General features: G+C 55.8%; 30 protein-coding genes. 4 read left to right on the top strand and 26 right to left on the bottom strand.

Going from position 1 to position 26,006, the window contains the following annotated elements:
• From folD to F1381_RS08140, 16 genes are all read right to left on the bottom strand, one after another.
• A complete protein-coding gene (folD, locus tag F1381_RS08215; protein WP_151734349.1) occupies positions 1-858 on the bottom strand; it encodes a bifunctional methylenetetrahydrofolate dehydrogenase/methenyltetrahydrofolate cyclohydrolase FolD in 858 nt (285 codons plus the stop codon).
• Positions 859-990: 132 nt separating this feature from the next.
• On the bottom strand, positions 991-1,437 hold the full coding sequence (gene nusB / locus F1381_RS08210; RefSeq protein WP_151734348.1) for a transcription antitermination factor NusB: 447 nt from the start codon (positions 1,435-1,437) through the stop codon (positions 991-993).
• A 327-nt stretch (positions 1,438-1,764) separates the two neighbouring features.
• Positions 1,765-1,998 carry a DUF2273 domain-containing protein gene (locus tag F1381_RS08205; RefSeq protein WP_151734347.1) on the bottom strand — a complete coding sequence of 78 codons (234 nt, stop codon included), beginning with the start codon at positions 1,996-1,998 and terminating at the stop codon, positions 1,765-1,767.
• 15 nt (positions 1,999-2,013) lie between these two features.
• Positions 2,014-2,553 carry an alkaline shock response membrane anchor protein AmaP gene (gene amaP, locus F1381_RS08200; protein WP_151734346.1) on the bottom strand — a complete coding sequence of 180 codons (540 nt, stop codon included), beginning with the start codon at positions 2,551-2,553 and terminating at the stop codon, positions 2,014-2,016.
• Positions 2,554-2,627: 74 nt separating this feature from the next.
• On the bottom strand, positions 2,628-3,044 hold the full coding sequence (locus F1381_RS08195; protein ID WP_151734345.1) for an Asp23/Gls24 family envelope stress response protein: 417 nt from the start codon (positions 3,042-3,044) through the stop codon (positions 2,628-2,630).
• A 119-nt stretch (positions 3,045-3,163) separates the two neighbouring features.
• Positions 3,164-4,507: an acetyl-CoA carboxylase biotin carboxylase subunit gene (gene accC / locus F1381_RS08190; RefSeq protein WP_151734344.1), complete on the bottom strand. Its 1,344-nt coding sequence runs from the start codon at positions 4,505-4,507 to the stop codon at positions 3,164-3,166.
• A 54-nt stretch (positions 4,508-4,561) separates the two neighbouring features.
• The gene (accB, locus tag F1381_RS08185; RefSeq protein WP_151734343.1) at positions 4,562-5,071 is read right to left on the bottom strand and encodes an acetyl-CoA carboxylase biotin carboxyl carrier protein; all 510 of its coding nucleotides are present in this window, start codon (positions 5,069-5,071) and stop codon (positions 4,562-4,564) included.
• A gap of 284 nt (positions 5,072-5,355) precedes the next feature.
• Positions 5,356-6,276 (bottom strand): SpoIIIAH-like family protein, encoded by a 921-nt coding sequence (locus tag F1381_RS08180; protein ID WP_151734342.1) that lies wholly within the window; start codon positions 6,274-6,276, stop codon positions 5,356-5,358.
• Between the two features lie 82 nt (positions 6,277-6,358).
• A complete protein-coding gene (spoIIIAG, locus tag F1381_RS08175; RefSeq protein WP_151734341.1) occupies positions 6,359-7,003 on the bottom strand; it encodes a stage III sporulation protein AG in 645 nt (214 codons plus the stop codon).
• Positions 7,004-7,023: 20 nt separating this feature from the next.
• Positions 7,024-7,785, bottom strand: coding sequence for a stage III sporulation protein AF (spoIIIAF, locus tag F1381_RS08170; RefSeq protein WP_151734340.1), 762 nt, complete (start codon positions 7,783-7,785; stop codon positions 7,024-7,026).
• 36 nt (positions 7,786-7,821) lie between these two features.
• Positions 7,822-9,051, bottom strand: a complete 1,230-nt coding sequence (spoIIIAE, locus tag F1381_RS08165; RefSeq protein WP_151734339.1) for a stage III sporulation protein AE — start codon at positions 9,049-9,051, stop codon at positions 7,822-7,824.
• 41 nt (positions 9,052-9,092) lie between these two features.
• A complete protein-coding gene (spoIIIAD, locus tag F1381_RS08160; protein WP_151734338.1) occupies positions 9,093-9,482 on the bottom strand; it encodes a stage III sporulation protein AD in 390 nt (129 codons plus the stop codon).
• An 8-nt stretch (positions 9,483-9,490) separates the two neighbouring features.
• Positions 9,491-9,694 (bottom strand): stage III sporulation protein AC, encoded by a 204-nt coding sequence (spoIIIAC, locus tag F1381_RS08155; protein ID WP_150270743.1) that lies wholly within the window; start codon positions 9,692-9,694, stop codon positions 9,491-9,493.
• A gap of 13 nt (positions 9,695-9,707) precedes the next feature.
• Positions 9,708-10,226, bottom strand: a complete 519-nt coding sequence (gene spoIIIAB / locus F1381_RS08150; protein WP_151734337.1) for a stage III sporulation protein SpoIIIAB — start codon at positions 10,224-10,226, stop codon at positions 9,708-9,710.
• Positions 10,219-11,220, bottom strand: coding sequence for a stage III sporulation protein AA (spoIIIAA, locus tag F1381_RS08145; protein ID WP_151734336.1), 1,002 nt, complete (start codon positions 11,218-11,220; stop codon positions 10,219-10,221). The genes spoIIIAB and spoIIIAA overlap by 8 nt, the downstream gene beginning before the upstream one ends.
• 82 nt (positions 11,221-11,302) lie before the next feature.
• A complete protein-coding gene (locus F1381_RS08140) occupies positions 11,303-11,566 on the bottom strand; it encodes a YqhV family protein (RefSeq protein WP_425495256.1) in 264 nt (87 codons plus the stop codon).
• Positions 11,567-12,003: 437 nt separating this feature from the next.
• Between F1381_RS08140 and F1381_RS08135 the strand changes: the two genes are divergently transcribed.
• Positions 12,004-12,870 carry a YitT family protein gene (locus F1381_RS08135; protein WP_151734335.1) on the top strand — a complete coding sequence of 289 codons (867 nt, stop codon included), beginning with the start codon at positions 12,004-12,006 and terminating at the stop codon, positions 12,868-12,870.
• 844 nt (positions 12,871-13,714) lie between these two features.
• Here the strand turns inward: F1381_RS08135 and F1381_RS08130 are convergent.
• The 5 genes from F1381_RS08130 to F1381_RS08110 form a co-directional block, all read right to left on the bottom strand.
• Positions 13,715-14,968: an aspartate kinase gene (locus F1381_RS08130; protein ID WP_151734334.1), complete on the bottom strand. Its 1,254-nt coding sequence runs from the start codon at positions 14,966-14,968 to the stop codon at positions 13,715-13,717.
• A 225-nt stretch (positions 14,969-15,193) separates the two neighbouring features.
• Complete coding sequence (locus tag F1381_RS08125; RefSeq protein WP_151734333.1) at positions 15,194-15,523, bottom strand: four-helix bundle copper-binding protein; 330 nt, start codon at positions 15,521-15,523, stop codon at positions 15,194-15,196.
• Positions 15,524-15,746: 223 nt separating this feature from the next.
• Positions 15,747-16,304, bottom strand: a complete 558-nt coding sequence (efp, locus tag F1381_RS08120) for an elongation factor P (protein ID WP_151734332.1) — start codon at positions 16,302-16,304, stop codon at positions 15,747-15,749.
• A gap of 44 nt (positions 16,305-16,348) precedes the next feature.
• Positions 16,349-17,419 (bottom strand): M24 family metallopeptidase, encoded by a 1,071-nt coding sequence (locus F1381_RS08115; RefSeq protein ID WP_151734331.1) that lies wholly within the window; start codon positions 17,417-17,419, stop codon positions 16,349-16,351.
• A gap of 75 nt (positions 17,420-17,494) precedes the next feature.
• A complete protein-coding gene (locus tag F1381_RS08110) occupies positions 17,495-17,986 on the bottom strand; it encodes a YqhR family membrane protein (RefSeq protein WP_151734330.1) in 492 nt (163 codons plus the stop codon).
• A gap of 206 nt (positions 17,987-18,192) precedes the next feature.
• Between F1381_RS08110 and F1381_RS08105 the strand changes: the two genes are divergently transcribed.
• Both F1381_RS08105 and F1381_RS08100 read left to right on the top strand, forming a co-directional pair.
• Complete coding sequence (locus F1381_RS08105; protein ID WP_151734630.1) at positions 18,193-19,140, top strand: DUF1385 domain-containing protein; 948 nt, start codon at positions 18,193-18,195, stop codon at positions 19,138-19,140.
• A gap of 61 nt (positions 19,141-19,201) precedes the next feature.
• Positions 19,202-19,492, top strand: coding sequence for a hypothetical protein (locus F1381_RS08100; protein ID WP_425495255.1), 291 nt, complete (start codon positions 19,202-19,204; stop codon positions 19,490-19,492).
• A gap of 80 nt (positions 19,493-19,572) precedes the next feature.
• Here F1381_RS08100 and F1381_RS08095 read toward each other — a convergent pair whose 3' ends face one another.
• The 3 genes from F1381_RS08095 to mntR form a co-directional block, all read right to left on the bottom strand.
• Positions 19,573-20,520, bottom strand: a complete 948-nt coding sequence (locus F1381_RS08095) for a patatin-like phospholipase family protein (protein WP_151734328.1) — start codon at positions 20,518-20,520, stop codon at positions 19,573-19,575.
• A gap of 67 nt (positions 20,521-20,587) precedes the next feature.
• Positions 20,588-22,249 carry a family 10 glycosylhydrolase gene (locus F1381_RS08090; RefSeq protein WP_151734327.1) on the bottom strand — a complete coding sequence of 554 codons (1,662 nt, stop codon included), beginning with the start codon at positions 22,247-22,249 and terminating at the stop codon, positions 20,588-20,590.
• Positions 22,250-22,442: 193 nt separating this feature from the next.
• The gene (gene mntR / locus F1381_RS08085) at positions 22,443-22,868 is read right to left on the bottom strand and encodes a transcriptional regulator MntR (protein WP_150270716.1); all 426 of its coding nucleotides are present in this window, start codon (positions 22,866-22,868) and stop codon (positions 22,443-22,445) included.
• A gap of 188 nt (positions 22,869-23,056) precedes the next feature.
• Between mntR and splB the strand changes: the two genes are divergently transcribed.
• Positions 23,057-24,133, top strand: a complete 1,077-nt coding sequence (gene splB, locus F1381_RS08080; protein ID WP_151734326.1) for a spore photoproduct lyase — start codon at positions 23,057-23,059, stop codon at positions 24,131-24,133.
• A 30-nt stretch (positions 24,134-24,163) separates the two neighbouring features.
• On the opposite strand, the gene F1381_RS08075 is transcribed toward splB, so the two are convergent.
• Together F1381_RS08075 and F1381_RS08070 are read right to left on the bottom strand one after the other, a co-directional pair.
• Positions 24,164-24,877, bottom strand: a complete 714-nt coding sequence (locus tag F1381_RS08075; RefSeq protein ID WP_151734325.1) for a cytochrome c biogenesis CcdA family protein — start codon at positions 24,875-24,877, stop codon at positions 24,164-24,166.
• Between the two features lie 166 nt (positions 24,878-25,043).
• On the bottom strand, positions 25,044-25,847 hold the full coding sequence (locus tag F1381_RS08070; protein ID WP_151734324.1) for a metal ABC transporter permease: 804 nt from the start codon (positions 25,845-25,847) through the stop codon (positions 25,044-25,046).
• Positions 25,848-26,006 lie beyond the last annotated feature (159 nt).

Genomic DNA, 26,006 nt, shown 5'->3' with positions numbered 1-26,006 from the left:
CTACTCCAGACCGTGGCGGCGTTTGGCCGCGGTCAGTGTATTCTGCATCAGCATCGTAATGGTCATCGGACCAACTCCTCCGGGAACCGGAGTAATGTGGCCGGCGACTTCTTTCGCGCTTTCATAATCAACATCCCCCGCCAGCTTGCCGTTCTCAAGCCGGTTCATGCCCACATCGATCACGATAGCGCCCGGCTTCACATAAGAAGCGTCGATCATATGGGCCCGGCCGATGGCCACCACCAGAATATCGGCCTGCCGGCACAGCTCGGCCATATTTTGCGTGCGGGAATGGCACATCGTCACGGTAGCGTTCTCGCGCTGCAGCAGCAGCGATACCGGCTTCCCGACAATATTGCTGCGTCCGATGACTACAGCATGCTTGCCGGCAATGCCGGTGCCCGTCCGTTTGATCAGCTCAATGCAGCCGGCCGGCGTGCAGGGCAGCAGGCTGTCGTCGCCGATGACGAGATTGCCGACATTGACCGGATGAAAGCCGTCCACATCCTTCTCGACGGCGATAGCGTCGATGACCGCCTTCTCCTCAATATGCTTCGGAAGCGGCAACTGGACAAGAATGCCGTCGATGTTGTCCCGGCGGTTCAGCTCGTCCACCAGCGCAAGCAGCTCCTCCTGGGAAGTTGCGGCATCCAGCCGGTGCACCTCGGAATGAAAGCCAAGCTCAATGCAGGATTTCTCCTTGTTGCGGACGTAGACCTGCGAAGCCGGGTCCTCGCCGACCAGTACGACAGCAAGGCCGGGCTGCACGCCGCGTCCGGCAAGTTCTTTTACCTCACGGGCAATGTCCTTACGAATGTCTTCGGATACTTGTTTACCGCTGATAATGGCTGCTGTCATGAGTTGTCTCTCTCCTTCTGGGGCTGTAATTGATGGGATGATAGTCTGTGATGTCCATGAACCTGGTATGAGGCTCAATTGGAGCTGCTCACCTGCTGAAACCGAAGCAATCCTTTCGGTGCAACAACCGGCTCAGCGGTTCTTCAAAGAATCCAGTTCCACGATCATTTTACCGAGGACGCCGTTGACGAATTTGCCGGAATCATCGGTGCCGAAATGCTTTGCCAGCTCAATAGCTTCATTGACGGCGACCTTGGCCGGCACATCACCGGCGAACACCATTTCATAGGTGGCCAGGCGCAGAATCTGCCGGTCGACCCGCGACAGGCGGCTCATCTGCCAGTTCTTGAGGTAATGCTCCAGAATATCGTCAATTGCCGCTTTGTGCTCCCATACGCCGCCCACATGCTCCAGCACATAAGCTTTAAGCTGCACTTCATCTGTTATAACGCGCTCCGTTTCATTCTCTTCGCCGGCTTCTTCAAGCAGCATTTCCACGGCCTCCGCACTGTCCACTTCGTTCATTTCCATCTGGTACAGGCTTTGCACCACCAGTTCTCTTGCTAATCGTCTTTTCATGTAAACCTCCTAAAATGTCTAACTTGCATATATGGAGCCAATCCTTGTTTCTTTATTAGCTGCTCTCTTAAATTAAGGACACAGATGCTGTTATTCCCGCTGCAGCGGTTAATCTATGCGCTACTACACCCAAATAAGCGCATCTGTGTCCGTCACTGAGGTGCTGGCGAACCTTTTCTTGAAAAGCGTAAAGTAGGCGCCTCGCGGTAACCGAATACCGCAAACCACCGCCAACTGCCGGCCAACAAAAAAACCGCGCAGCCCTCCACCGATAAGCAGGCACTCGGACATACGGGTTCCAGGCTCCGGTGAAAAGCATATCGCGGTTCATTTAAAAGGACGCCAGCGTCCGGACAACCGCTCGACCAGCTCCCGCCACGGTATAAGCGGAGGCTCGGCGGCATCCTTCCGTTTGCCGAACGTATATCCAATGAACACAACCAGTGCAAAGAACAGCATATCCCAAAACCCGGCCAATAAATAAATAACACCCAGGACGACGCCGAAGGTCACTCCGGCGATACGGCCCCCGTGACTTTCCCAAATTTCTTTCCAGGACATTAGGGAAACCCACCTCTATTCCACACGGCTTTTGAAGCTTGGCGCTTGTGTTAGATTCGCAATATAAACCGATACGTCGGCGACCGGAATCCCCGTCGTTTCCTGCACAAAATCATGTACCTGACGCTGCACCTCCGAAGTCAGGAGCGGCAGGGAATGCTCGCCGTCCACCACTGCGCGGATCATGATTTCCAGACCCGCCTGGGAGACGCGGATGCGGGAGCGCAGGTCGCGGATGCCCTTCACTTTACCCGCGGCCTTAAGGCTCAGGTTCTCGATAGTCTCCATCGAGATTTGAATATCCCCGTATTCCGTACGCTGATCCACGGATGGCCGGGAAGCCCGTTCACGGCGCAGGGAGATGTAGAAGAAACGCACGCTGAGCAGGAACAGAACCACTGCAACGGCGATGGATGCGATGTACACCGGCGGCTCCGCCTCGATCTCCAGCACATCGGGAATGGCTCCGCTGATGAGGAGGATGGCAATAACAGATAATATCGCGATGCTTAAGCTGTAAATAAACAGCAGAAGCCTGTCCAGAATTTTGGCCATCAATCACATGCCTCCTAAAATTAGAGTAAACCCTCGACAGTGACGTCGGGGGTTTAGGAAAGACCGGGTGGCCCTTATTTCACGCGCAGAACGGTCTCGCTGTCATCGGATTTATCGGCGCCGGCGCTGCTCTTGAACTGGACATCGTGAATTTGCACGTTCACTTCCACAACGGTAAGTCCGGTCATCGTCTCAATGGAACGCTTCACATTGCGCTGAATTTCCGCCGCCACTTCCGGAAGACGGTAGCCGTATTCAATAATCACAGACACGTCAACCGCAGCTTCGCGCTGTCCGACCTCAACCTTTACACCCTTGGAAAGGTTCTTGCGTCCGAGCAGCTCTACGATACCTCCGGCGAAGCCGCCGCTCATCCCTGCCACACCTTTGACCTCAACGGTTGCCAGACCCGCGATAACCTCGATCACTTCGGGAGCGATCTGGATTTCGCCGATCTCCGTACGCTCGTATTCCGTCCCAATTGTACTCATTATGGACTACACACCTTTCAACAAAAAGATAGTTCGACATTCTAAGGCGCAGGAGCACGTCTCTTATTAACCATACTATATCATTTGACGAACTTTATGACAAACAAGCTTCGGCCGCACTAAATTTCATAATCCTCCAGAAACTTGATATCAAAATTGCCGTCCAGAAATACAGGATGCTCGAGCAGCTTCTGGTGGAACGGAATGGTCGTGTGGATGCCCTCTACGGCAAATTCGGCCAACGCCCGCTTCATCTTGAGCACGGCTTCCTGACGGGTAGGCGCCCAGACGATCAGCTTGGCGATCATCGAATCGTAGAACGGCGAGATCGTGTAGCCCGGATAGGCCCCGCTGTCCACCCGCACGCCGGGTCCGCCCGGCGGCAGATAGAAGCCGATCTTGCCCGGCGACGGCATGAAATTGCGCTCCGGATCCTCGGCATTGATACGGCATTCAATCGCCCAGCCGTTAATGACGATGTCCTCCTGAGTGAAGGAGAGCGGGTTACCCTCCGCCACGGAGATCATTTCCTTGATCAGGTCGACACCCGTCACCATTTCTGTCACGGGATGCTCTACCTGAATCCGTGTATTCATCTCCATGAAGTAGAACTGTCCGTCTGGACCAAGCAGGAATTCCAGCGTTCCGGCTCCGGAGTAGTCCACTGCCAGTGCCGCGCGTACGGCGGCTTCGCCCATGGCCGTACGGATCTCCGGGGTCAGCACGGGACACGGCGCCTCTTCCACCAGCTTCTGGCGGCGGCGCTGCACGGAGCAGTCCCGTTCGCCGAGATGGACGACGTTGCCGTGCTTGTCGGCAATGATCTGGATCTCGACATGCTTCATGCCGGTCAGGAACTTCTCCAGATAGACGCCGGCGTTGCCGAACGCCTTCTGGGCTTCCTGCTGGGCCGCCGTAATCTGCTTGACAAGCGCTTCCTCATCCTCGGCGATGCGGATGCCCTTGCCTCCGCCTCCGGCCGTAGCCTTGATGATGATCGGATAGCCGATCTCGCGGCCGAGAACGACCGCTTCCTTCACGTCGTTCACCAGGCCGTCAGAGCCCGGAATGACCGGCACTCCGGCCTGCTTCATTGTATCCTTGGCTACTGCCTTATCCCCCATCCGGGTGATCGCTTCCGGCGAAGGTCCGATGAAGGTGATGTTGCACGATTCGCAAATCTCCGCGAAATCGGCATTCTCTGCCAGGAATCCGTAGCCGGGATGGACGGCGTCGCATTCGGTCAAAGTCGCAACGCTCACGATATTGGTAAAGTTCAAATAGCTGTCCTTCGACGGCATCGGCCCGATGCAGTAGGCTTCGTCGGCCAACCGGACATGCAGCGAATCCCGGTCGGGTTCCGAATAGACTGCGACGGTGGAAATGCCCATTTCACGGCATGCCCGGATAATGCGCACCGCAATCTCGCCGCGGTTGGCAATCAGCACTTTCTGAATATTCATGACTTTCCCCCCAAAGTTAACGAACCATATTTAGCGTCTGTATGTCCGCGGCAGCTATTCCGGCTTCACCAGGAAGAGCGGCTGCCCGTATTCCACCAATTGGCCGTTCTCGGCAAGAATGGAGACGATCTCGCCTTTGACTTCCGCTTCCAGCTCGTTCATCAGCTTCATCGCTTCGATGATGCAGACCGTCGATTTCTCATGGACACGGTCGCCGACGCTGACAAAAGAAGGGGAGTCCGGTGAGGCGGCACTATAGAAGGTGCCTACCATCGGTGAGACAATTTTATGTAACGTTCCCTGGCTGTCCCGGGAAGCATCCGGCGCTGCAGAAGGTACGGCTGCTTCCGGCGCGGCCGGGTGCACACTCGGCTGCTGCGGTTGCGGAGCCGCCGCGAAAGGATAAGCATAAGGCACCGCAGGAATGGCGGTCTGCTCGCTTTCGGCCCGGTCCGGTTTACGGATGGCCAGCTTCATGCCCTCGCTTTCGATTTCCAGCTCATGCACGGAAGAGGTCTGGTCCAGAAGTTTAATCAATTCCTTAATTTCGCTTAACTTGAACATTCAATCGTTCACTCCTTCAGCTTTCTCTCAAAGCCACACTTCTTGTGTTGCCGGACTGAAATGGACCGGCTGCGCCGGCTCTTACTTCATGGAAGCATAAGCTTCAGGTATCCACGATATGCGAATCGCTTTCAGATGTCCGCTGCGGCAATAAATTGAGGAAGTCGCTAATGCAATTCTTGTCTTACCAATTAACTTTATGTATTATATCACAAACGATAGAAATGGAAAGGGCCCGGGAGAACCCGAGCCTTTTCGCGGTTTTATTCCATTTTTTGTACAGCCTATTGTTCCGAAACATACTGTACTTTAATCTTGTTCTGCGAAACGCTCAGTTCCTTCATCACCAGATCCACGATGCCTACGGCCTGCTTCACGTCGAGCTTGTCGCTCAGCACCACAACGGTGTAGGAATCTCCCGCTTCTTCCTTGACGATGGCCTGGCCGTATTTTTGCTGGAGCTGTTCTTCGATGCCGTTGATCTTGGATTCTTTTTCCTCCAGCTGGTTGAGCTGCTCCTGGGCGACTGCATTCTGGGCGGGTGTCTTATCCATATCGTTGATCTGGGCCATAAGGTCGTTGTAATTCTTCAGGTTCTTCTGCTCCCGGTCCAGCAGGTAATCATCGAACAGCGCGCTGGCGGATATGCTCTGCGAAGCGACTTCCTGGAGAATTTCGCCGTCGCTCTTCGAGGACTCTGCAGCTGTGGAAGCGGCATTCGCTTCTTTATCACCGGCAGCGGCGGTATCCTGCGCCGCTTTGTCCTGGCCGGTAGGCTGCGCAGCGGTATCCTTGGCGGCATCGCCGGCTGCGGCGGTGTCGCTTGCGGCAGTCTCGCTTGCGGCAGCGTCGCTTGCGGCAGCGTCCTCGCTCACAGCTGCCGCAGAGCTGTCTTCGCCGTCCACCGCTGCCGTATCTTCTGCAGCGCCGGAGTCACCGGTTACGGCGGCGGTATCAACGTTAGCCGTGTTGCCGGCAAGGTCGGCTGCGGCATCGCCGGTTTCCACTTCATTGATGACCAGGCCGCTGTCAAGCGCGGTCTGAGAGTCCGCACCGCTGCCCGCGCCGCCGCCGACCTGAACCGTGCCGGCCGTTTCCTGCGGCAGCGAGCCGCCGGAATCCTCGGTGAATAAATAGTATGCGGAGAGCACCACCATCAAGCTGAGCATGGAAACCAACCAGATTGTTTGTCTTTTGCCCTTCATTCTTTATTCCTCCTAATAATAAGTTCGCCATAAGCGTCAAGCTGTATCATTTATGCGTCTGCTTACTGCCGGTATCCAAAGCCTATTCCTGCTTGCGCGGCACCACAGATATTTTGTAGCCCGGCACGTTGAGCCCTTTCTCCACGGCTTCCTCGATCAATCCCCGGACAACCTTGTTCTCCGCGCCTTTGGCGACGACAAGTACCCCGCGCACCTGCGGCTTGATCCGCTTCGTAATGATCGGCGTTTCATCGCCGGACTGGCTGTAGGTGACGATTTCGCCGTCCCGCGTATACTGCGTCGTATGCCGCTTGCCTCCGCTGGCGTCCGTTTCCTCGCTTTGCTGCTGCGAATCGTTCATGTTGCGGGTAACCACGATCTCTTCTGTCGATTCCACCGTGACCATAATGTCAACTGTACCTACACCGACAATCTTCTCCAGAATTTCTTTGGTGCGGCTTTCCAGCGCCAGTTCAATGCTCTCGAAAGCGTCGGAGGCGGCCGGCAGCTCGCCCTGCTGCATTACACCCTGCGAGCTTTCGCTGACAGGCGGCTCCCGCCCTGTGTTCTCGCTGTCAAGCTTCTTCACATTGACGAAGGAGTTGAACAGCATAATCGCCACGCCGAGCAGCCCCAGAATAATCAGCCAGCGGAAGGTCTGGCTGCGCCTCGGGTTGCCGGCTCCGCCGCCCGCCCATTGCTCCAGCTTCTTCAGCCACTTGCCCACATCGTTAACCCCCTTTTCGGTCAGCTTTTTTCAGCGCCGCTGCCGATGTTCTTGACCTCTATCCTGCCGCGTTCCACATTCCAGTTCTGCGACAGCAGTTGAATGATGGATTCCGCCTGTTCTTCCGCGGCTGTATCTGCAGCGCCCCCGTTCCCGCCGGCGCCATCTTCCCTCACTTCCGCTTCCGCAGCTTCCGCCTCGCCGATCTGGATTTGCACCGGCTTTACCGGCTCGATACGGATCTCCTCGGCAGCAGCCTCGGCCTCCCCTATAGCCGCTTCCTCCGGTTGAACCGCTGATGTACCGTCCGCCCCGGGCAGCGTGACCGCAACCCGCGAAATCACCGGCACGTCACCGCCGCCGGAGCCGTGGTTCACTTCCAGGGCCACAGTTACATTCACCCCCCGGACGCCGGTGGCGGCCGTGATTTGCTCCTGCATTTGGCCTGCCACTTCCCCGGCGGCCAGCTTCAGGCTCTCTTCGCGGGTGCCGGCGGCCAGCAGCTGGCCCTGCCTCAGAATCTCCTGCAGCGAATCCCCTTCATCGCCGCCGCTGCTCCAGAAGCCTCCCTGCTGCGTCTGCTCCATGGCAAGGTTCAGCTCCGAGGAGGCATCCCCTTTCAGCAGCGAGATGACCGGGCTGAGCATGGTCAGGAGGACGAGCAGGCTGAGCACCAGCCTGGCGTACCGCTCCATCGACTTGCCCGGCAGCAGCATTTCCACGAATGCCGCCATCAGCACAACCAGTATCAGCTCGCGCAGCCAATCGCTAAGCCAAGCCATGTTCTCCCTCCCCCCCGCAGCCTTATGTTCATCGCCTTACCTCATCATGACGGTCAGATTGCCGGCAGTCAGCATGATCGTCACCGCCAGGAAGAACATCAGCGATACCGCTGCCAGCGCCGCAAACACGTACATCATGCTCTTCCCGATGGTCTGCAGGCAGGAGACAATCGGCGTATCCCCCAGCGGCTGCATCACGGCGGCGGCCACGTTGTAGATCAGCGCGAGACACAGAATTTTGATCGCCGGAAACGCGCAGAGGAACAAAATGATAATGACCCCCGAGAGCCCGATGGCGTTCTTCACCAGGAGCGATGCCGAGATGACAGTGTCCGTGGCATCCGCGAACATTTTGCCGATGACCGGTACGAAATTCCCTGTAATGTACTTGGCTGCGCGGAGCGTGACGCCGTCCGTTACCGAGCTGGTAATGCCCCTGACGGAAATGACCCCGAGGAACACTGTCAGCAGTACGCCGAGCACCCCGGCCCCCACATTGCGCAGCAGGTTGGCGAGCTGTGTCAGCTTGTATTTCACGGAGATCGCGCTCACCAGATGCAGCACCGCCGAGAAGAACAGCAACGGAAACACCAGCGTATGGATCAGCGTGCTCACCGTATGGATCATAAAGACGATCAATGGATGGGTCACGGAGACGGTGACGATATTTCCCATTGAGGCCAGCAGCGCGAACAGCAGCGGAATCATAGCCAGCATGAAGTCTCCCATCCGGTCGATAGCGTCCTTAGCGTACCCGATGGCGATATTGAAGCTGTTGACGGCGAGAACCAGCACGACCATGTAGCAGAGCATGTAGGCGATTTTACTGACATTTTTGCGTTCAAAAGCGCTCTGCACCGTCTCCAGAATCATGCTGAGCACGCTGATCATCACGATGGTAACCAGCAGCTTGCCGTTGTACAGCACCTCATGCCACATGAAGGTCAGGAGTCCGGAGAGCACACTCTTCAGGCTCAGGCCATCCTCGCCCGGCAGCAGCATATCCATCAGCGACGGCGTCTTCCCGTCCGGAAAAAAACCGCCGTATTCCCTCATCAGCTGATCCCAGTACGCCTCCACCTTGTCCTTCGGCAGCTGCTGCACCTGCTGCTTCACCCATCCGTCCACCGGCGAGGCACGGTTGTCCGTATCTTGCGGGGCAGCGTCCGCCGTAAAGGCATCGGCTCCCCAGAAGATGAAGCATGAGAGCAGGAGACTGAGCAATATTCTGATGTTTAGGGGTCTCCATCCTCTGTGCGCCTTCATCCTGCTGCTCCTCTCCGCCGGCTGTCCAGCCTGTCACCCGCTTATGCCGGCAGCAGCTTCATGACCGTTTCGATAATAATGCTGATGATCGGCACCGCCAGCACCATAATCAGCACCTTGCCGGCCAGTTCAATCTTGGAGGCGATAGAATCCTGGCCCGCGTCGCGCACAATTTGCGCGCCGAACTCTGCAATATAAGAGATGCCGATAATTTTGAAGACGGTTTTGATATAAATCATGTCCATGCCCGACGATTCCGCGACCCGTTCGAGACTCCCCATGATGGTGCCGATTTTGCCGAGCAGGAACAGAAAGATCAGGATGCCGGCCGCCGTCGTCAGCAGAAAGGCGAACACCGGCTTTTGTTCCTTCAGCACCAGAATCAGCACCGTCGACAAGAGTCCGATTCCTACCACTTGAATAATTTCCATAACGCAGCCTAATTAAATAGAAAGATCGTTTTGATTTCCTGCAGCAGTCCGTCCAGCATCCGGATCACCATAAACAGCACGATGATAAAGCCGACGATGGTCACCCAGTGGGCGATATCCTCCTTGCCCATCTGCTTCAGGACGGTATGGATCATGGCGATAATTATGCCGATGCCGGCGATTTGGAAGATCGCGTTGACTTCAATATTCATTCCTGGCACCTCGCTAAAAGATCAGTATGACGATCAATGCTCCAAGCAGCAGACCCAGGCTTTTGCTCATCTTCTCATATTTGCCCTGATCCTCTCTGGCCGCGGCCTCCTCCTGCTTCAGCTGCTGAAGGGCCAGCCCGATATGGTTGCCCTGGTCCATCCGGTCGCTCGTCCCGAGCGTGCAGCTGAGCTGCCGGATGACCTCCCGCTCCGCCGCTTTGAGCGAGGCCGCCTTCCAGTGGTCGTCCATCGCCTTGGCGAAGGCGGCCTCGGGCGTCTTGTCGAGCGGCGGGCTCATCTCCCGGGCCGCCGTCATAAACAGGGCCCTCAGCGGCTCCTTGGACTGCTCCCCGATCCGCCGGAGCGCTTCCGGGAGCGGGGTATAGCCGTATTTGATCTCGGTTTCCAGCCGCTGCAGCGCTGCAATCAGCCCCCGGATATGCCGTGGCCGGTCGGCATACTGGGCGGCGCGGAGGAATCCGGCCAACGTTCCGGCCAGGATGACGACCGCCGCTCCGAACAGCTTAAGCATGGGGATCACCCAGGGCCCGCTCGCCCGGAGATACCAGAAGCAGCCCGCGCTTCTGTCCGTCTAGAATGCGGAAGCTGAGCCCCGCTTCGGCCCGGTGGAGGATAACATAGCGCTCGAACATCCGCTGCTCCACCAGTCCGCCGAGGCCCGGCCGGCGGGCCAGCTCGGTCACTTCTTTGCCATGCGCCGACGCGACGACCGAGATCCCGGCATGCAGTGCCTCGGTCACGGCCGACGCATCCTCCGGCCGGCCGATCTCATCAGCGATCAGCACATCGGGCGACAGCGAGCGGATCATCATCATCATCCCCTCGGCCTTCGGACAGCCGTCGAGGATGTCGGTGCGCGGCCCCACGTCGAAGGCGGGGACGCCGCGGCGGCTGCCGGCGATCTCGGAGCGCTCGTCGACGATGCCGACCTTCAGCGCAGGGCGGCCGCCTTCGCGCCCAGCAATGCCGCCTGCCGAGATCTGCCGGGCCAGATCGCGCAGCAGCGTCGTCTTGCCCTGCTGGGGCGGCGAGAGGATCAGCGTGTGCATGATCCGCTGCCGGCCCCGGTCCACCAGGTAAGGCAGTATACCGTCCGCGACGCCCGGCACTTCACGGGCGATCCGGACATTGAAGCCGGTGATGTCGCGCAAATGTTCGACATGCCCCCCGCTGAGCACCGCGCGGCCGGAGAGGCCGATGCGGTGCCCGCCGGGGATGGTGATGAAGCCCTTGCGCAGCTCCTCCTCCATCGTGTAAAGCGAATGATTACTGATCAGGTCGAGCAGCCGGTGTGTATCCTCACGGCCCGGCTTGTACGCTTCAGCCGCACTGAGGGTCAGACCGCCTCTGCCGGAGATAAAGTGAAATCTGCCGGCATAGTTGATTTCCAGCGGACGCCCCTCGCGGACCCGGATCTCTTCGACCTTGTCAAGGAGCGCCGCCGGGAGGACTTTCAGCAGCGCCCTTATCGTTTCGGGAAACAAGAGAAGCCATTCATTGACCATACGGATTACCCCCAAGTTGTCCTCTTTATCGTGTCTTGTTTACATATTTATGCTTGTACGCCCGCTTTATGACTATCATCTATCATTTTTTGAGAATTCCGATTAAGAGAAAGGCGACCCCGCAGAAAATCCAGCCCAGCTTGCCCCAGGACAGCTGCGAAGCCATTCCCGTCAGCCCTACCGCCGTCGTCAGAATCAGAATGCTCGGTCCGACCAGGGCGAGGCCGGAATTGACCGCAAGCGCTTTGTCTACCTGATTCAGCCGCAGCATCAGAAGCGCCGCCGCAATCTCCACACTGCCGGACAACAGCCGGAGCGCCGCCATCCAGCCCACATACTTGTCCACGTCTGCTCAACTCCTTTTACCTGTCTATTGAATGGGCCGCCCTGCGCATAGACTTCCAGCATCGCGGTACGGCTTGTAATCCATGGATATGCGTAAGCAACGCAGATTAGACAAGCAAATCCGGCCGGAAGGGGGCCAAAATAGTGAAATTCCCGCAGGTACAGCAGCAGACTTCCCGTCAGCCTCCGCAGTCTTCTGAAATAGGCCTTCCGTACCGTAAAATTGTGAAAGAAATCATAGTGTAACCCTATATAAAAAAATATCATCAGTATGATAAAATAATTTTTGCACAGTTAACGAAACGGCTGGCTCAAATAGACGGGCCAGTGGATGGTTACACTAATTCAACCTATGTTGGATAAAGCTTCTTGGTGGTCATGGAGATCATGGTACATGGTCACGGGGAAAAGACATCGGGGAAAAAGGGGATTATTATCATGCAAGTTCGCAATGTCGTTGCACCGCTCAGCACACGGGGGGCAGCCAAGCAGGCGCGGGATGTCGCCACTATTATTTTCTCGGCGTTTCTGGTGGCGGCCGGGCTGCGGCTGTTTCTGATTCCGCATCAGCTGCTCAGCGGCGGTGTGGCCGGTACAGCTTCAATTCTCGGGTATTTGACGAGTCCGAAGTATATCTCTATCTTTTATTTTGCCATTAATTTGCCGATCCTGATCTGGGGCTTCATCGCCGTCGGTAAAAAATATATCTGTCTCAGTATGCTCTCTGTCCTCTCGACCACCTGGTTTCTTAACGTAATCCCGCTAGTGAAGCTGACCCAGGACCCGATCCTGGCGAGCATCTTCGGCGGTGTGATCATCGCAGGGGGCGTAGGCTTCTCGCTGCGCGCAGGCGGCTCCTCCGGCGGCTTCGACATTCTGGGCTCCATCATTACGCGCAAAAGAGACATCCCAATGGGCACCGTACTGTTTGTGATGGACGGCTTGGTCATACTGAGCCTCGGCTTCTTCAAGAGCTGGGACTCCGCCCTGTACGCCATGCTGTGTATCTTCGTCAAGAGCAGAGTGATCAATCTAATTCATATCCGCCATGTTAAGCTGACCTGCTTCATTGTCACCAAGGAGCGCGACAAGATGCTCTGCCGACTCAACCTTCTCCCTCACGGCGTCACCGTGGTCAATGCGGAAGGCGGCTACAGCCATGAAGGCAATACCATGCTGATGACCGTCACCACCCGCTACGAGCTGGCCGAGCTGCGCAAGACCATTCTCGAGACCGATCCGAAAGCCTTCGTGAACGTGCTGGAGACGGTGGAAATACTCGGCCGCTTCAAGCGGCTGACATAATCGTTAGAACAACAAACAGTCCGGTGATCCACGTGGTGGGTTAACCGGACTGTTGTTGTATACGTGAAGGCAAACGAGCCATATGTATGCGAAAAATCGAACACATTGCGCTACGGCGAAGGCACCCGAGCCTATTGTATGCGAAAAATCGAATACATTGCTCTGCCACAATGGCAAACGGGCTCATTGTATTCGAAAAATCGAACACATTGCGCTGCCGCGAAGGCAAACGGGCCAATTGTATGCGAAAAATCGAACACATTGTGCCGCCGCGAAGGCAAACGAGCCAATTGTATGCGAAAAATCGTATACATTGCGCTGCCGCAATGGCAAATGAGCCAATTATATGCGAAAAATCGAATACATTGCGCTGCCACAAATGCAATCGAGCCAATTGTATGCGAAAAATCGAATACATTGCGCTGCCACAATGGCAAACGGGCTCATTGTATTCGAAAAATCGAATACATTGCGCTGCCGCGAAGGCAAACGAGCCAATTGTATTCGAAAAATCGAATACATTGCGCTACGGCGAGGCCAAACGAGCCCATTGTATGCGAAAAATCGAACACATTGCGCCGCCGCGAAGGCAAACGGGCCAATTGTATGCGAAAAATCAAACACATTGTGCCGCCGCGAAGGCAAACGAGCCAATTGTATGCGAAAAATCGTATACATTGCGCTGCCGCAATGGCAAACGAGCCCATTGTATGCGAAAAATCGAACACAATCCAACGGTGGTCCGCTATACCTTTAAGCCATGTAGCAAGGTTACATCGCCACAAAAATAGGGATGCTCCGCAGCTTTCCGCTGCGAAACATCCCTGCTTCTTCTTGTATGCTGTTACCGGCGGTCCTGCGGACCACCGACATATGCCTGCTCCTCGGTATCCAGATCGTAGGCGGTATGCAGCGCCTGGATAATCTGCTGCAGGTTTCCGGCTTCCACCACACAGGAAACCTTGATCTCGGAGGTGCTGACCATCTTGATGCTAACGCCTTCCCGGGAGATTACATCGAACATCTTGGCTGCGACACCCGGATGGCTGACCATGCCCGCACCGACGATGGATACCTTAACCAGATTGTCCTCCGAGGTTACTTCGCGGTAAGGCAGCTCGCTGTGCAGACTATCGATAACCGCCTTCGCCCGGTCCAGTTCGCCCAGCGCTACTGTAAACGAGAAGTCCGCTGTGCCGTTCTGTACACCGCTCTGCACGATAATATCGACGTCCACTCCTTCTCCGGCCAGCTTGCCGAACACCTGGGCGAGTACACCCGGTATATCAGGTACTCCCAAAATACTGATCCGCGCCACATTCTTGTCATACGCGATTCCGCTGACGACAACTCCCTGCTCCATGCTTGCTTCCTCCTTCACCACAGTACCTTCGTTATAATTAAAGCTCGATCGTACGACCAGCTTCACCTGATATTGCTTGGCATATTCCACCGCACGCGGATGCAGTACCGCCGCCCCGAGGTTGGCCAGCTCCAGCATCTCATCGTAGGAAATTTCCTTCAGCTTGCGCGCATTCTTCACGATGCGCGGATCGGTGGAGTATATTCCGTCCACATCGGTGTAGATTTCGCAGACATCAGCTTTGATTGCGGCAGCCAGGGCCACGGCTGTCGTATCAGAGCCGCCTCGTCCCAGCGTCGTAATCTCACCGCTGAGGGTCATGCCCTGGAACCCGGCAACGATGACGATCTGCCCGCGTTCCAGCGATTCCAGCACACGCCGCGGCACAATCTCGTTGATCCGGGCACGGCCGTGCGTCTCATCCGTGCGGAAGCCGGCCTGCCAGCCTGTATACGATACGGCTTCGCGGCCGATGCCGTGCAGCGCGATCGAGAGCAGCGCTACGGAAATCTGTTCGCCCGTCGTCATCAGCATATCCATTTCACGGGCGGGCGGCTGTGCATTCAGCAGCTTCGCCTGATCGATCAAGTCATCCGTAGTATCGCCCATGGCCGATACCACCACCACACAGCGGTGTCCTTCGTCTTGCTTGTCTGCAATACGCTTCGCCACACGCTGCATGCGTTCAATGTCGCCGACGGAGCTTCCGCCGAATTTCATAACATAAAGTGACAACGTCCAGTTCACTCCCTATTTCGCTCTATGTAGTAGCTGTTATTTGGTTTCCCGCTTTAACACAGTATAATACGAAAATCACATATTGCGTTAATAATTTTCAACAAAAAAAAGCGGCCGCAGCCGCAAAAAGTTAATTATGCGGACACAGCAGACTTTGGACGCCCTCCATATCCGCTGCTGCCGGCCGCCGTTCGCCCAGCGGAGAAATTTCTCCGCACAGGGTTACGCTGCCATCATCCGGCAAGCCTCCGCGCAGGCGAAGCAAGCCTCCGCGCAGCGCCGGCAATGCTCCGCTTCATGCTTGCTGCACTCATTGCCGCAGGCCTCGCAGGCTTCGGCGCACAGCACGCAAAGCTGCTTCGCATAGTCCGCTCCCTGCGACATGCTGGCTGCGGCGAATTCACAAAGATCCGCGCATTCCCGGTCGAGCCGAATGCATTCCTTCATCATTTCCAGATGTGGCTCCTTCAGACAGGCGGCATAGCAATGATTGCAGGCAACCATACACTCATGGCAAGCCTTGATACAGGCTTCATACTGTTCATGCGACATTTTGCATCAGTCTCCTCTCGGGTGTCTTAGCTTCATCATTACATACCCCCACGCGGTATATAATAAACAAACAGACAGGAAATCCTTAAATCCTGCTGATAAGCGGAAATATCTGCTGACAGATGTCGCAGATTAGCTATACCCCTTCCAGAAGCCGAATTCTACTAATATTCAAGCAAAAAAAGCCCCCGCCAAAATTGACGGGGGCTTGTCCGTGTACAGACTAAGCGCGGGAAATATACTTTCCTTCGCGGGTGTCGATCAGGAGCACGTCGCCTTCGTTGATGAACAGCGGAACCTGAACGGTATGACCGGTTTCCAGGGTAGCGGATTTTGTCGCACCTTGAGCGGTGTTTCCTTTAACGCCCGGTTCGGTTTCCGTTACCTTCAGCTCAACGCTGGTCGGCAGGTTAATGCCGAGAATTTCGCCCTGATAGCTGACGATGTTAACCGTCATGTTCTCTTTCAGGAAGTTCAGCTCCCATTCCAGCTGCTTCTCGGACAGCTCGAACTGGTCATAGGTTTCGTTGTCCATGAATACATGCTCGGTGCCGCTTGCATACAGGTACTGTACGCCGCGGTTCTCGATCATGGCACGGCCGATGGTTTCACCGGCGCGGAAGGTACGCTCAACGGTGTTGCCGTTGCGCAGGTTCTTCAGCTTGGAGCGGACGAATGCCGCGCCTTTACCCGGCTTCACATGCTGGAATTCCAGAACGGTGAAGATATCGCCGTCCACCTCTACGGTCAAGCCTGTTTTAAAATCGTTAACTGAAATCACTACAAATCCCTCCAGGTTTCATTATTTTTCCTGTTATGCAAGATTTACAAAATGAGATAATCCTTTGACGAATGGGTCAACAGCTGAATGCCGGTTTCGGTGATGACGATATCGTCTTCAATCCGCACGCCGCCCAGTCCAGCCAGATAAATTCCCGGTTCTACAGTAACAACCATCCCCGGCTTCATCACATCGTCACTGAGCTTGGACAGGCGCGGCCACTCATGGACCTCCATGCCAAGGCCATGCCCTGTGCTGTGTCCGAAGTATTCGCCGTAGCCGTACCGCGTAATGATATCGCGCGTCAGCGCATCGCATTCACGTCCGGTCATTCCCGGCTTGATATTGGCCAGCGCATGCAGCTGGGCTTCCAGCACAATATCATAAATTTCCTTCAGCTTCGGATCAGGCGTGCCTACAGCAATCGTGCGGGTGAGGTCGGAACAGTACCCGTCCAGCAAAGCGCCGAAGTCGAAAGTAATCAGCTCGTTGCCCTGGATCACCCGGTCGCTGGCTACGCCATGGGGCATCGCCGAGCGTTCGCCGGAAGCGACGATGGTATCGAAGGAGGAGGCAGTCGCCCCATGCGAGCGCATGAAGAACTCCATTTCCAGATCCACATCGCGCTCGGTCATCCCCGGCTTGACCACGTTCAGAATATGTCTGAAGGTCTTGTCCGCCAGATCGGCTGCCCGCTGCATTACCGCGAGCTCTTCCTCATCCTTGAACATACGGATGTTCTCCACAGCCTTGGAGACCGGAACCAGCACCGCCGGCTGGAGCGCTTCCGCATAAGCCGTATAAGCGCTGAACGTTACATCATCCTGCTCGAAGCCGATGCGCAGATTGCTGCTCACCGGCAGCAGTTCTCGGACGCTGTCAATGAATTTGGCGGCATGCTCCACCACCTTGAGGCCTTTGGCCTGCTGAGGCGCCTGGGTCATATATCGGAAGTCGGTCAGCAGATAGCTCTCGTCTCCGGTAACCAGCACATAACCGGACGATCCGGTGAAGCCGCTCAAGTAGCGGCGGTTGATGCCGCTGGTAATCAGCATCGCGTCCAAGCCCTGCTCCTGCAAAACCGTGCGCAGCTTGGAGATTCGCTTGTTGCCCATGTTCATTTCTCCTCTCGAAATAGCCACATTGTATTTTAACATAGGGTCATGCCCTTGAGAAGTTTTTTCGGGCGTTTATGCAAGCTTTGTCTTCTGCTCCCGGTCCCGTTCATCCGTAAATTCGATGGCAGCGGTGTAGCCGATAAACATTCCCCAGAGGAGAAAAATGCAAAATTCGGTCGTCACCGTATTCCAGGGAAGCCGAAAGGGCGGCATCATCAAAAAAGTCCGTGCACCTCCCAGGAACAGGGCCGACCACCACAGGATTCCGTAGAGCATGCCCGGCCATGGGCCACGGAGCTTGCGAAATAGCAGGACATAGATCATTGCCGCAATCATAGAGAAGGCAATAAAGAGGAGATACCCCGCAAGATGGCCGGGTGCGGTCACCAGAAAGTCATGGCGGAAAAAGGGCTCACCCAGAAATCCCGGCGGAACCTTGGTGAACCGCAGCCAGTAGAGCAGCCAGCGGATAAGCCCCCAGATCGCTCCCGCAAAAAAACCTAGCTCCATGGCAAAAAACCAGGGGTTGGTCTGTTTCTTTCCTTGCTTGTTACGTTTGCTCATATGTTTTGTTCTTCCTTTCCTGCCTGATTGGCGGGCCTTCCCGCTCGGATGCGGTTAGTATGCGCAGGAAAAGCCGATCCAACTAGCAATGTGGGCATAAATTCGTTACAATAGTTCTATCATTAATAAATTCATTACACGGGAAGGTGAATTGGTTGTCCCAGGAAACTCCCAGTTACGGCGGGCAAGCCGTAATCGAAGGCGTTATGTTCGGCGGCAAGCATGTCAATGTAACAGCCGTGCGAAGAAAGAACCAGGAAATTACGTTTTTGGAGGTGCCGAGAAGCGATAAGAGCTGGGTGCTTAAGCTGCGCAGAATTCCACTGCTTCGCGGCATTGTGAGTCTTATAGATTCCAGCGCCAAAGGCTCGAAGCATCTCAATTATTCGGCCGAATCGTATGCTGAGGATGAAACGGAGCCCGAGGAATATGCCAAGCAGCAGGAGAAGGCCAAGCAGAAAGAGGAAGGCTGGAGCCTGGGCATGATTTTCGGCGTAGCCGTGATGGGGATTCTCTCCTTCCTGTTCGGCAAAGTTATTTTCACGCTAGTACCGGTATTTGTAGAAGATTTCTTATTTGGAGAAGCCTTTGACGGCTATATCCTGCATAATCTGGTAGAAGGCGGCATCAAGCTCATCCTGCTGCTCATCTATCTGTGGGCAATCTCCCAGACGCCGGTCATTAAGCGGCTCTTTCAGTACCACGGGGCCGAGCACAAGGTCATCAGCGCTTTTGAAGCCGGTGAAGAGCTGACAGTAGCGAATGTTCAGAAGTACAGCCGTCTGCATTACCGCTGCGGCAGCAGCTTCATGATGCTGACGATTATTCTGGGCGTAATCATTTATTCCCTCGTACCATGGGATAATATGGTGGAGCGTGTGGTCCAGCGCCTGGTGCTGTTGCCGGTCGTAATTGCCGTATCCTTTGAAGTGCTCAAAGGCACCAACGCGGTGCGCGAAGTTCCCGGCCTCAAGTATCTCGGGTATCCGGGGCTGTGGCTGCAACTGCTGACCACCAAGGAACCGAAAGACGAAATGGTGGAAGTCTCGATTGCTTCCTTTAACCGGATGCGGGAGCTTGACGCCGCAATCGAAGCGAGAGGATATGCGGAAGCCGGCGCTGCCGGCGGCATATTGGATCCTGCGAAAGGATGAGTGTGCGATGAAAAGGCAGGCTTTGATTTTTTGGACGATCATCGTTTTAGCGGCCCTAGGAGTGGTTAGTCTTATTATTAAGGGTGACTGGGGAGGAGTGCTTTGGCTGCTGCTTCCGGCCCTGCTGATTGCGGGGGTTATCTTTTATGCTTACCGGATCGCTCCAAGAAGCCGTGTACGCGGGCCGGGCGGCAAGAAAATCAAAGTAAAGCCCTCACAGAAAACGATGGCCAAGGTGGCTTCTGCCCGCAAGGGCCAGCCAGCCCCTCCCAAACGCAAGAGCTATCCGTTTCAGGTCATCGAAGGCAGCAAAGGCAAGAACGACGACGATCAGCTGCCGAAATATCACTGACTTTACAGTACAAGGCACCGCCGGCATTAATGCCGCAGGCGGTGCCTTTTTAATTTGCTGTAGGTCATACGGTATCCACTTCACTTGATGGAGCTTGTATTCGGCGGACGCCAGGTCCGGAAGAATTCCTCTCCGGCCAGGTACCCTGCGGCATAGAGCTCATCGCTCTTCGCCTCGGAGAGATGAAACTGTGTGGTGGAGATGCCGAGGGTCGGGATTTTGACGGTGCGCACGAACTTCTCCGTCTCGATATAACGCTCATCGTGCGCTGACAGCATGGTGCCGACCATGGCCTGCAGCATGCTGATCGGTCCCGTAATCCGGTGCGGCTCCGGATCGGTCTTGCCGATCAGCTGGTAGCCGACCGTGGGCGTCCGGTGTGCGGGATTCGGGAAGCCGTTCTCCTTCTCGTCAAACAGCCACAGCGGGAAGTTGCTGAGCATCCCGCCATCCACCAGATACACAAATTGCTCTGTAAATATCCTGCCCGCAGCGGCCGGGCCGCTGAGGCGCAGCATTACAGGGTCGAAGAAGAACGGGATGCTGCAGCTCATCCGTACCGCTCTGGCTACCTCAAAGCTTCCGGGAGCGATGCCGTAATCGGCCAGACCATCGGGCAGCACGACAATCCGTCCGTTCGTAATATCGGAAGCTATAATCGACAGCTTGCCTTTAGGCAGATCATTGAAGGTGGCAATCCCCTTGCTCCGCAGGATGCATCTGACCCAATTCTCCAGCGCTTCCCCCGAATACAGACCCTTCTTCATCAATACCCGCAGCGCCGGTCCGATCAGGGCTGTGCGAAAGATGCCGCCGCGTTTCAGAAATGACGTAAATGAAGTCTGCTTGATGACCTGGCTCATCGTTTCCCCGTCGTAGCCGGCGGCCAGGAAGGAAGCGATGATCGAGCCGGAGGATGTGCCGGCGACCCGGTTGAACGTTACCCCAGCCCGCTCCGACGCTTCTACTGCTCCCGCCAGCGCAACTCCTTTGACCCCTCCGCCTTCAAAGACTGCATTGATTTCCATATCGGCAAAACTCCCCCGTGCATAGACCTATTGCTTATCTATGTGCACTGGGGAGCTTTCATGACAATCAGGATTTAAAGTAAAAGGTCAGTAAGCTTGCCAGGCCAAACGGATTGCGCACCACAATATCGTTGGCCCGGAACATTATGCTGCCGGTGACTTCTTCATACTGGTCATTGTATTTCAGCTGATTGATAATCTGCTCGCCGCTCTGCCACTCGGCTTTCTCTTTGCTGTCGCCGACTTTATAGGAAGCGAGGCCGATGTACAGCTTCACATTGGTGTTCTTCACTTCGTCAACCCACCAGTCCACCAGCTTGTCGTAGCGGGCGGCGCTGAAAGAGAGACTCCAGTACACCTGCGGGGCGATATAGTCGATCCAGCCGCTGCGGATCCATGTGCGGGTGTCGGCATACATATCGTCGTAAGCCGTAACGCCCGCACTCGTATCCGATCCGGTGCTATCCTTCTTGATATTGCGCCATACCCCGAACGGGCTGACCCCGAAGGAAACGGCGGGCTTCAAGGTATGGACTTCTTGGCCGAGAGACTGAATGAATTCGTTGATGTTATCCCGCCGCCAGTCGGCTTTATTCGCGATTCCCTTTGAATTGTAGGTTTTATAAGCCGCATCATCGGCAAACGTAACGCCGGAAGGATAGAAATAGTCGTCGAGATGCACGCCGTCGATATCATAGCCCCTGACAACCTCCATGACAGTGTCGATGATATGCTGCCTGGCTTCCGGAACGCCCGGATTAATATATTTTTTGCCGTCTGCTGTAACAATCCATTCGGGATGCAGCTTCACCACCGAGTTGCCGGCCAGCGAGGCGATCCCTGTCACCGATGTCTCCGTCGTCGCCCGGAACGGATTGAACCAGGCATGGATTTGCATCCCCCGCTGATGTGCGGCACTGACCATATAGGCCAGCGGGTCGTATCCAGGGTCCTTGCCCTGCGTCCCGGTCAGCACCTTGGACCAGGGAACCAGTTGCGAGGAATACAGGGCATCGCCTGCCGGACGCACCTGGACGAACACGGCATTAAACCCCGTGGCCTCCAGCTTGTCCAGCAGGCTGTCGAACTCGGCCTTCTGCTTGGCGGCATTGCCCGCCGAGGCCGCCGACGGCCAGTCGAGATTATAGACGGTGGAGATCCACGCGCCTTTCATCGCTTTGCCGGTGCTGGTGCCGGGCACACTGGGCACCGTCGGAACGGTTGGCGTAGCCGGCTCTGTCACCTCAGGCACTGTAGGGACCGTTGGCGTACCCGGCCCGCCTACCTCCGCCTGCGTATAGAGCGCGATATGCTTGGCCGCCTGGTTCCACACGACCTGAAGGCCGAGCTGCTCACTGACGAAGCGGAGCGGGACCATGACCCGTCCCTGCTTGATCTGTACCGAAGTGTCCAAGCTGACTGAAGCATTATTGACGGAAGCCGTCTTTTGGCCGCTGGTGAGCTTGATGACGTTCCCGTCCTTACTGATCGTTGCCGTCTTGCTGCTCTGCTCCCAGGTCACCTGGGCCCCGAGACCTTGGCTTACCACCGAAACCGGCACCATCGTTACGTTTGAAGCCGTAATAAACGGCGGGACATCGCTGCTGAGCGCCCTACCATCCAGTTCGATGGTAATGGCGGCCGCCGCAGCGCCGGCGCCGGGACTCCAGAGCGGCAGGCAGAGCAGCAGGCCGAGCAGCAGGAGCAGACCTTTTTTACAATAATTCATGATTCCTCCCCAAGCATTTAAAGTAGTGGATAATGGCCGGAAAAGCCATTAAATAAGAAACGGCCCTCTTCCCCTTGACATCAAGGAGAGAAGGCCGGTTGTCTTCTCAAACGGAAGCCTACCCTTCAGGCCGATAACCGTTTGACGTTAAAAAACTGGAAAGGTTGCGGTAAACCGCACAAAAAAACAGCCTCTAGGATTCATTGGCCAGTTCTTGGTGAATATCGTATAAGGTCTGGACACGGGCTTCATCCCGGCGGAAATACTCCACAAGCGTTTCGATCCGCGTAATGGAATCCCAGCTCAGGTGATGCTCGATTCCCTCAACATCCTTATAAATATGCTCCTGCTGCACTCCGATCAGGCTCAGAAACTCCTCCAGCAGCTGATGACGGTCAACGAGGCGTTTTCCCACTTTCTTGCCTTTGCTAGTCAGGACAAGCCCACGATATTTCTCATAGATGAGATATTCGTCCTTATCCAGTTTTTGGATCATTTTGGTCACAGAGGAGGGGTGGACTTCCAGTCCCTCGGCGATATCCGAGACCCGCGCATAGCCTTTCTCGTCGATCAGTTTGTATATGCGCTCCAAATAATCCTCCATGCTGGGTGTTGGCATTCCTTTTTACCTCTTTTCTATAATGAGCATGGCACGGGGGCCAACCTTGCTCTACCAATGATACATGTTTCCGGCGCCCCTTGGCAAGTCCACTTCGCCCTAATCCGGGCATTAACGATGATTACCACGGTTTCGGAAGGCATGTTTCCGGCACAATAAAGGTATTCCACAGCAAGGAGTGTGAGTCCATGACAATCGCGGCGCCCGAGCGGCCCAGGGTTAAAAAGCAGCCCAAACCCACCGCCCTTTTCATTCCTGAGCTGGTCTATTTTGAGCCGGATGCCCTGAATTACCCGAAAGGCCAGAGGATTATGGAATGGGTCAAAGCGCATAACATTGAGTATCGCATGACCACCTCGCACAACCGGATTACCGGCCTGCCCGGTGAGACAGAGCTGGAGCAGTACAAAATCGCCAAACGCACCCTGGTTGTCGGCCTCCGCAAGACGCTCACTTTCGACCAGTCGAAGCCTTCCGCCGATTATGCGATTCCGATTGCCACCGGCTGTATGGGACACTGCCATTATTGTTATTTGCAGACTACACTGGGTGCTAAGCCTTATATCCGCGTATATGTGAACACAGACGATGTTATTGCCGCAGCGAAAAAATATATCGAAGAGCGCTCGCCGGAGATTACCACCTTCGAGGCAGCCTGTACCTCCGATCCGCTGGGACTGGAGCATATCACCGGCTCTTTGGCCGAACTGATTACGTTCATGGCCGGCGAGCCGCTGGGGCGGCTGCGGTTCGTAACCAAATACCAGCATGTCGAGCCGCTGCTTGAGCTGAAGCATAACGGGCACACGCGAATCCGCTTCAGCATCAATGCCGACTATGTCATCAAGAATTTCGAGCCTGCCACCGCCCGCTTCGAGGAGCGCATCGAGGCCGCCGGCAAAGTCGCGCGGGCCGGCTATCCGCTCGGCTTCATCATTGCGCCGATCATCTGGCACGACGGCTGGGAGCAGGGCTATGCCGAGCTGCTCGCCAAGCTCAAGGCAGCGCTGCCGCCGACCACCGGCGCCGGACTGACCTTCGAGATGATCCAGCACCGCTTCACCAAGACGGCCAAGGCCGTTATCGAGAAGCGGTATCCCAAAAGCAAGCTGGAGATGGATATCGAGAAGCGCAAGAAAAAATGGGGCCGCTGGGGCCAGAACAAATACGTCTACCCGGATGAACAGCAAACCGCCCTGCGCGAGTTCATCACAGAGCGGATCTTTGAGCATTTTCCGGAGGCGGGAATTGATTACTTCACATAATTCCCCCCATCGATATCAAGCCCCACAAAGTTAAATCGTCAGCCACTCGGGCGTAAGGCCCTGCAGCCAGACGGTGATGCGGAACATTTGACCCGTGAACAGCAGGATACCCATGCCGATCATCAGCGCACCGCCCAGCTTCATCAGCGCACCGGAGTATTTGAGGATGCGGCGGCTTCCGCCGATGAAGAAGGCCAGGCCGAAGAACGGCAGCGCAAATCCTGCGCTGTAGGCTGTAATCAAGGTAAACCATGTGTCGTGGTCGCTGACGGACAGCGCGATGATGGCGGTCAGGATCGGCCCGATGCACGGCGACCAACCTGCCGAGAAGCCGATCCCCAGCAGGAATGAGCCGATATATCCGGCAGGACGCCAACTCCATTGCAGCTTGCGTTCACGCATCAGAAATTGCGGCCGCAATATGCCAAGCAATACCAGTCCCATAGCGATGATCAGCAGCGCCGACAGCTGCCGGATCAGCTCCCGCTGACCGTGAAACAGCTCGCCAAGCAGTCCGGCACCGAACCCCAGCGTATAGAACACCGCCGAGAAACCCAAAATAAAAGCCAGCGTATGCGAAAAGGTCCGGAAACGGACCTCTTTGCTGTTCCTGCCGCTGCGCAGCTGCTGCACAGACAAGCCGGTAATATAAGAAAGATAAGACGGATACAGCGGCAGGCAGCAGGGCGAGATGAACGACGCCACCCCGGCGGCAAAAGCGATCCCGGCATTCAATCCGGCCATAAGCGGCAGCACTCCTTTTGCGAAAAGTCAAATCGCTCGTACAGAATGGCGGCAGCGGTCAAACCATCTGATTATCCTGTCTAGTACAAGATATATGCTGCTGGATGCTTTTTCTATGAATGAAGTTTCGCCACTCCCCAACCTTACGGCTTGTTTCACAGTCGCCTCAGGTAGGCAGCCCCTTTTTGCCGATTAACGTCAGAACCAGGAGAGCGATCAGCAGCAGCACAATCGTTGCCCCCGGTGCCAGATTCCATACGCCCGCCACTACAAGTCCCGCCACCACGGCGATCTCCGCGATAATAACCGACAGGATCACCGACGTCTTGAAGCTGCGCGACAGCAGCAGGCTGATAGCGACCGGAATGGTCAGGAGCGCCGAAACCAGCAGTGAGCCGACGATTTTGATCGCCGTGCTGATGACAAGGGCTGTAAGCACCGTAATCAGCATATTCAGCAGCTTGACCGGCAGACCGCTGACACTGGCTGCGTCCTCTTCAAAGCTGAGCAGGAAAAATTCTTTAAAGAAGAGCGATATAATCACCACTACAGCAACCGTTACAATGCCTACTACGATTAAGTCCGTGTTATTGAGCGTGTAGATGCTGCCGAACAGGTAGCTCATGACATCGGCGTTGTACCCTTTTCCCAAAGTAAAAAACAGCGAGGCCAGCGCCACGCCGCCCGACATAATGATGGCGATGGAGAGCTCGGCATAGGTTTTGTACGCTTTGCGCAGCTTCTCGATGGCGAACGAAGCCAGCACTGCAAAGATCAGACCGGCCCCCAGCGGATAAAAACCGGTCAAAAAGCCGAGCGCCACCCCGGCAATAGTCACATGGGCCAGCGTATCGCCGATCATGGACAGACGCCGCAGCACCAGAAAGACGCCTATGAGCGGCGCCGTAATGCCGATCATCAGCCCGCCTGCCAGCGCCCGCTGAAAAAAATCACTGAATATAATTTCCAAGATAGTATCTCCTTTACTGTTTCAATCCCTCCCAAACCCTCCCTTGGAAAGGGATGGCCCCAAGGGCTGCCGCCCTCTCCGACACCCGCTAAGTACAGTTGGCGTGGGAGCAGCGGGACCCGGGGTTTAGCGACTATGTAGAAGGACCGCTTCCGTCCC

This window comes from Paenibacillus tengchongensis, from assembly GCF_008973665.1.
GTDB lineage: Bacteria > Bacillota > Bacilli > Paenibacillales > Paenibacillaceae > Paenibacillus_AQ > Paenibacillus_AQ tengchongensis.
Note: the sequence above shows the minus strand (reverse complement) of the source record. Positions and strands in the feature narration are given on the sequence as shown.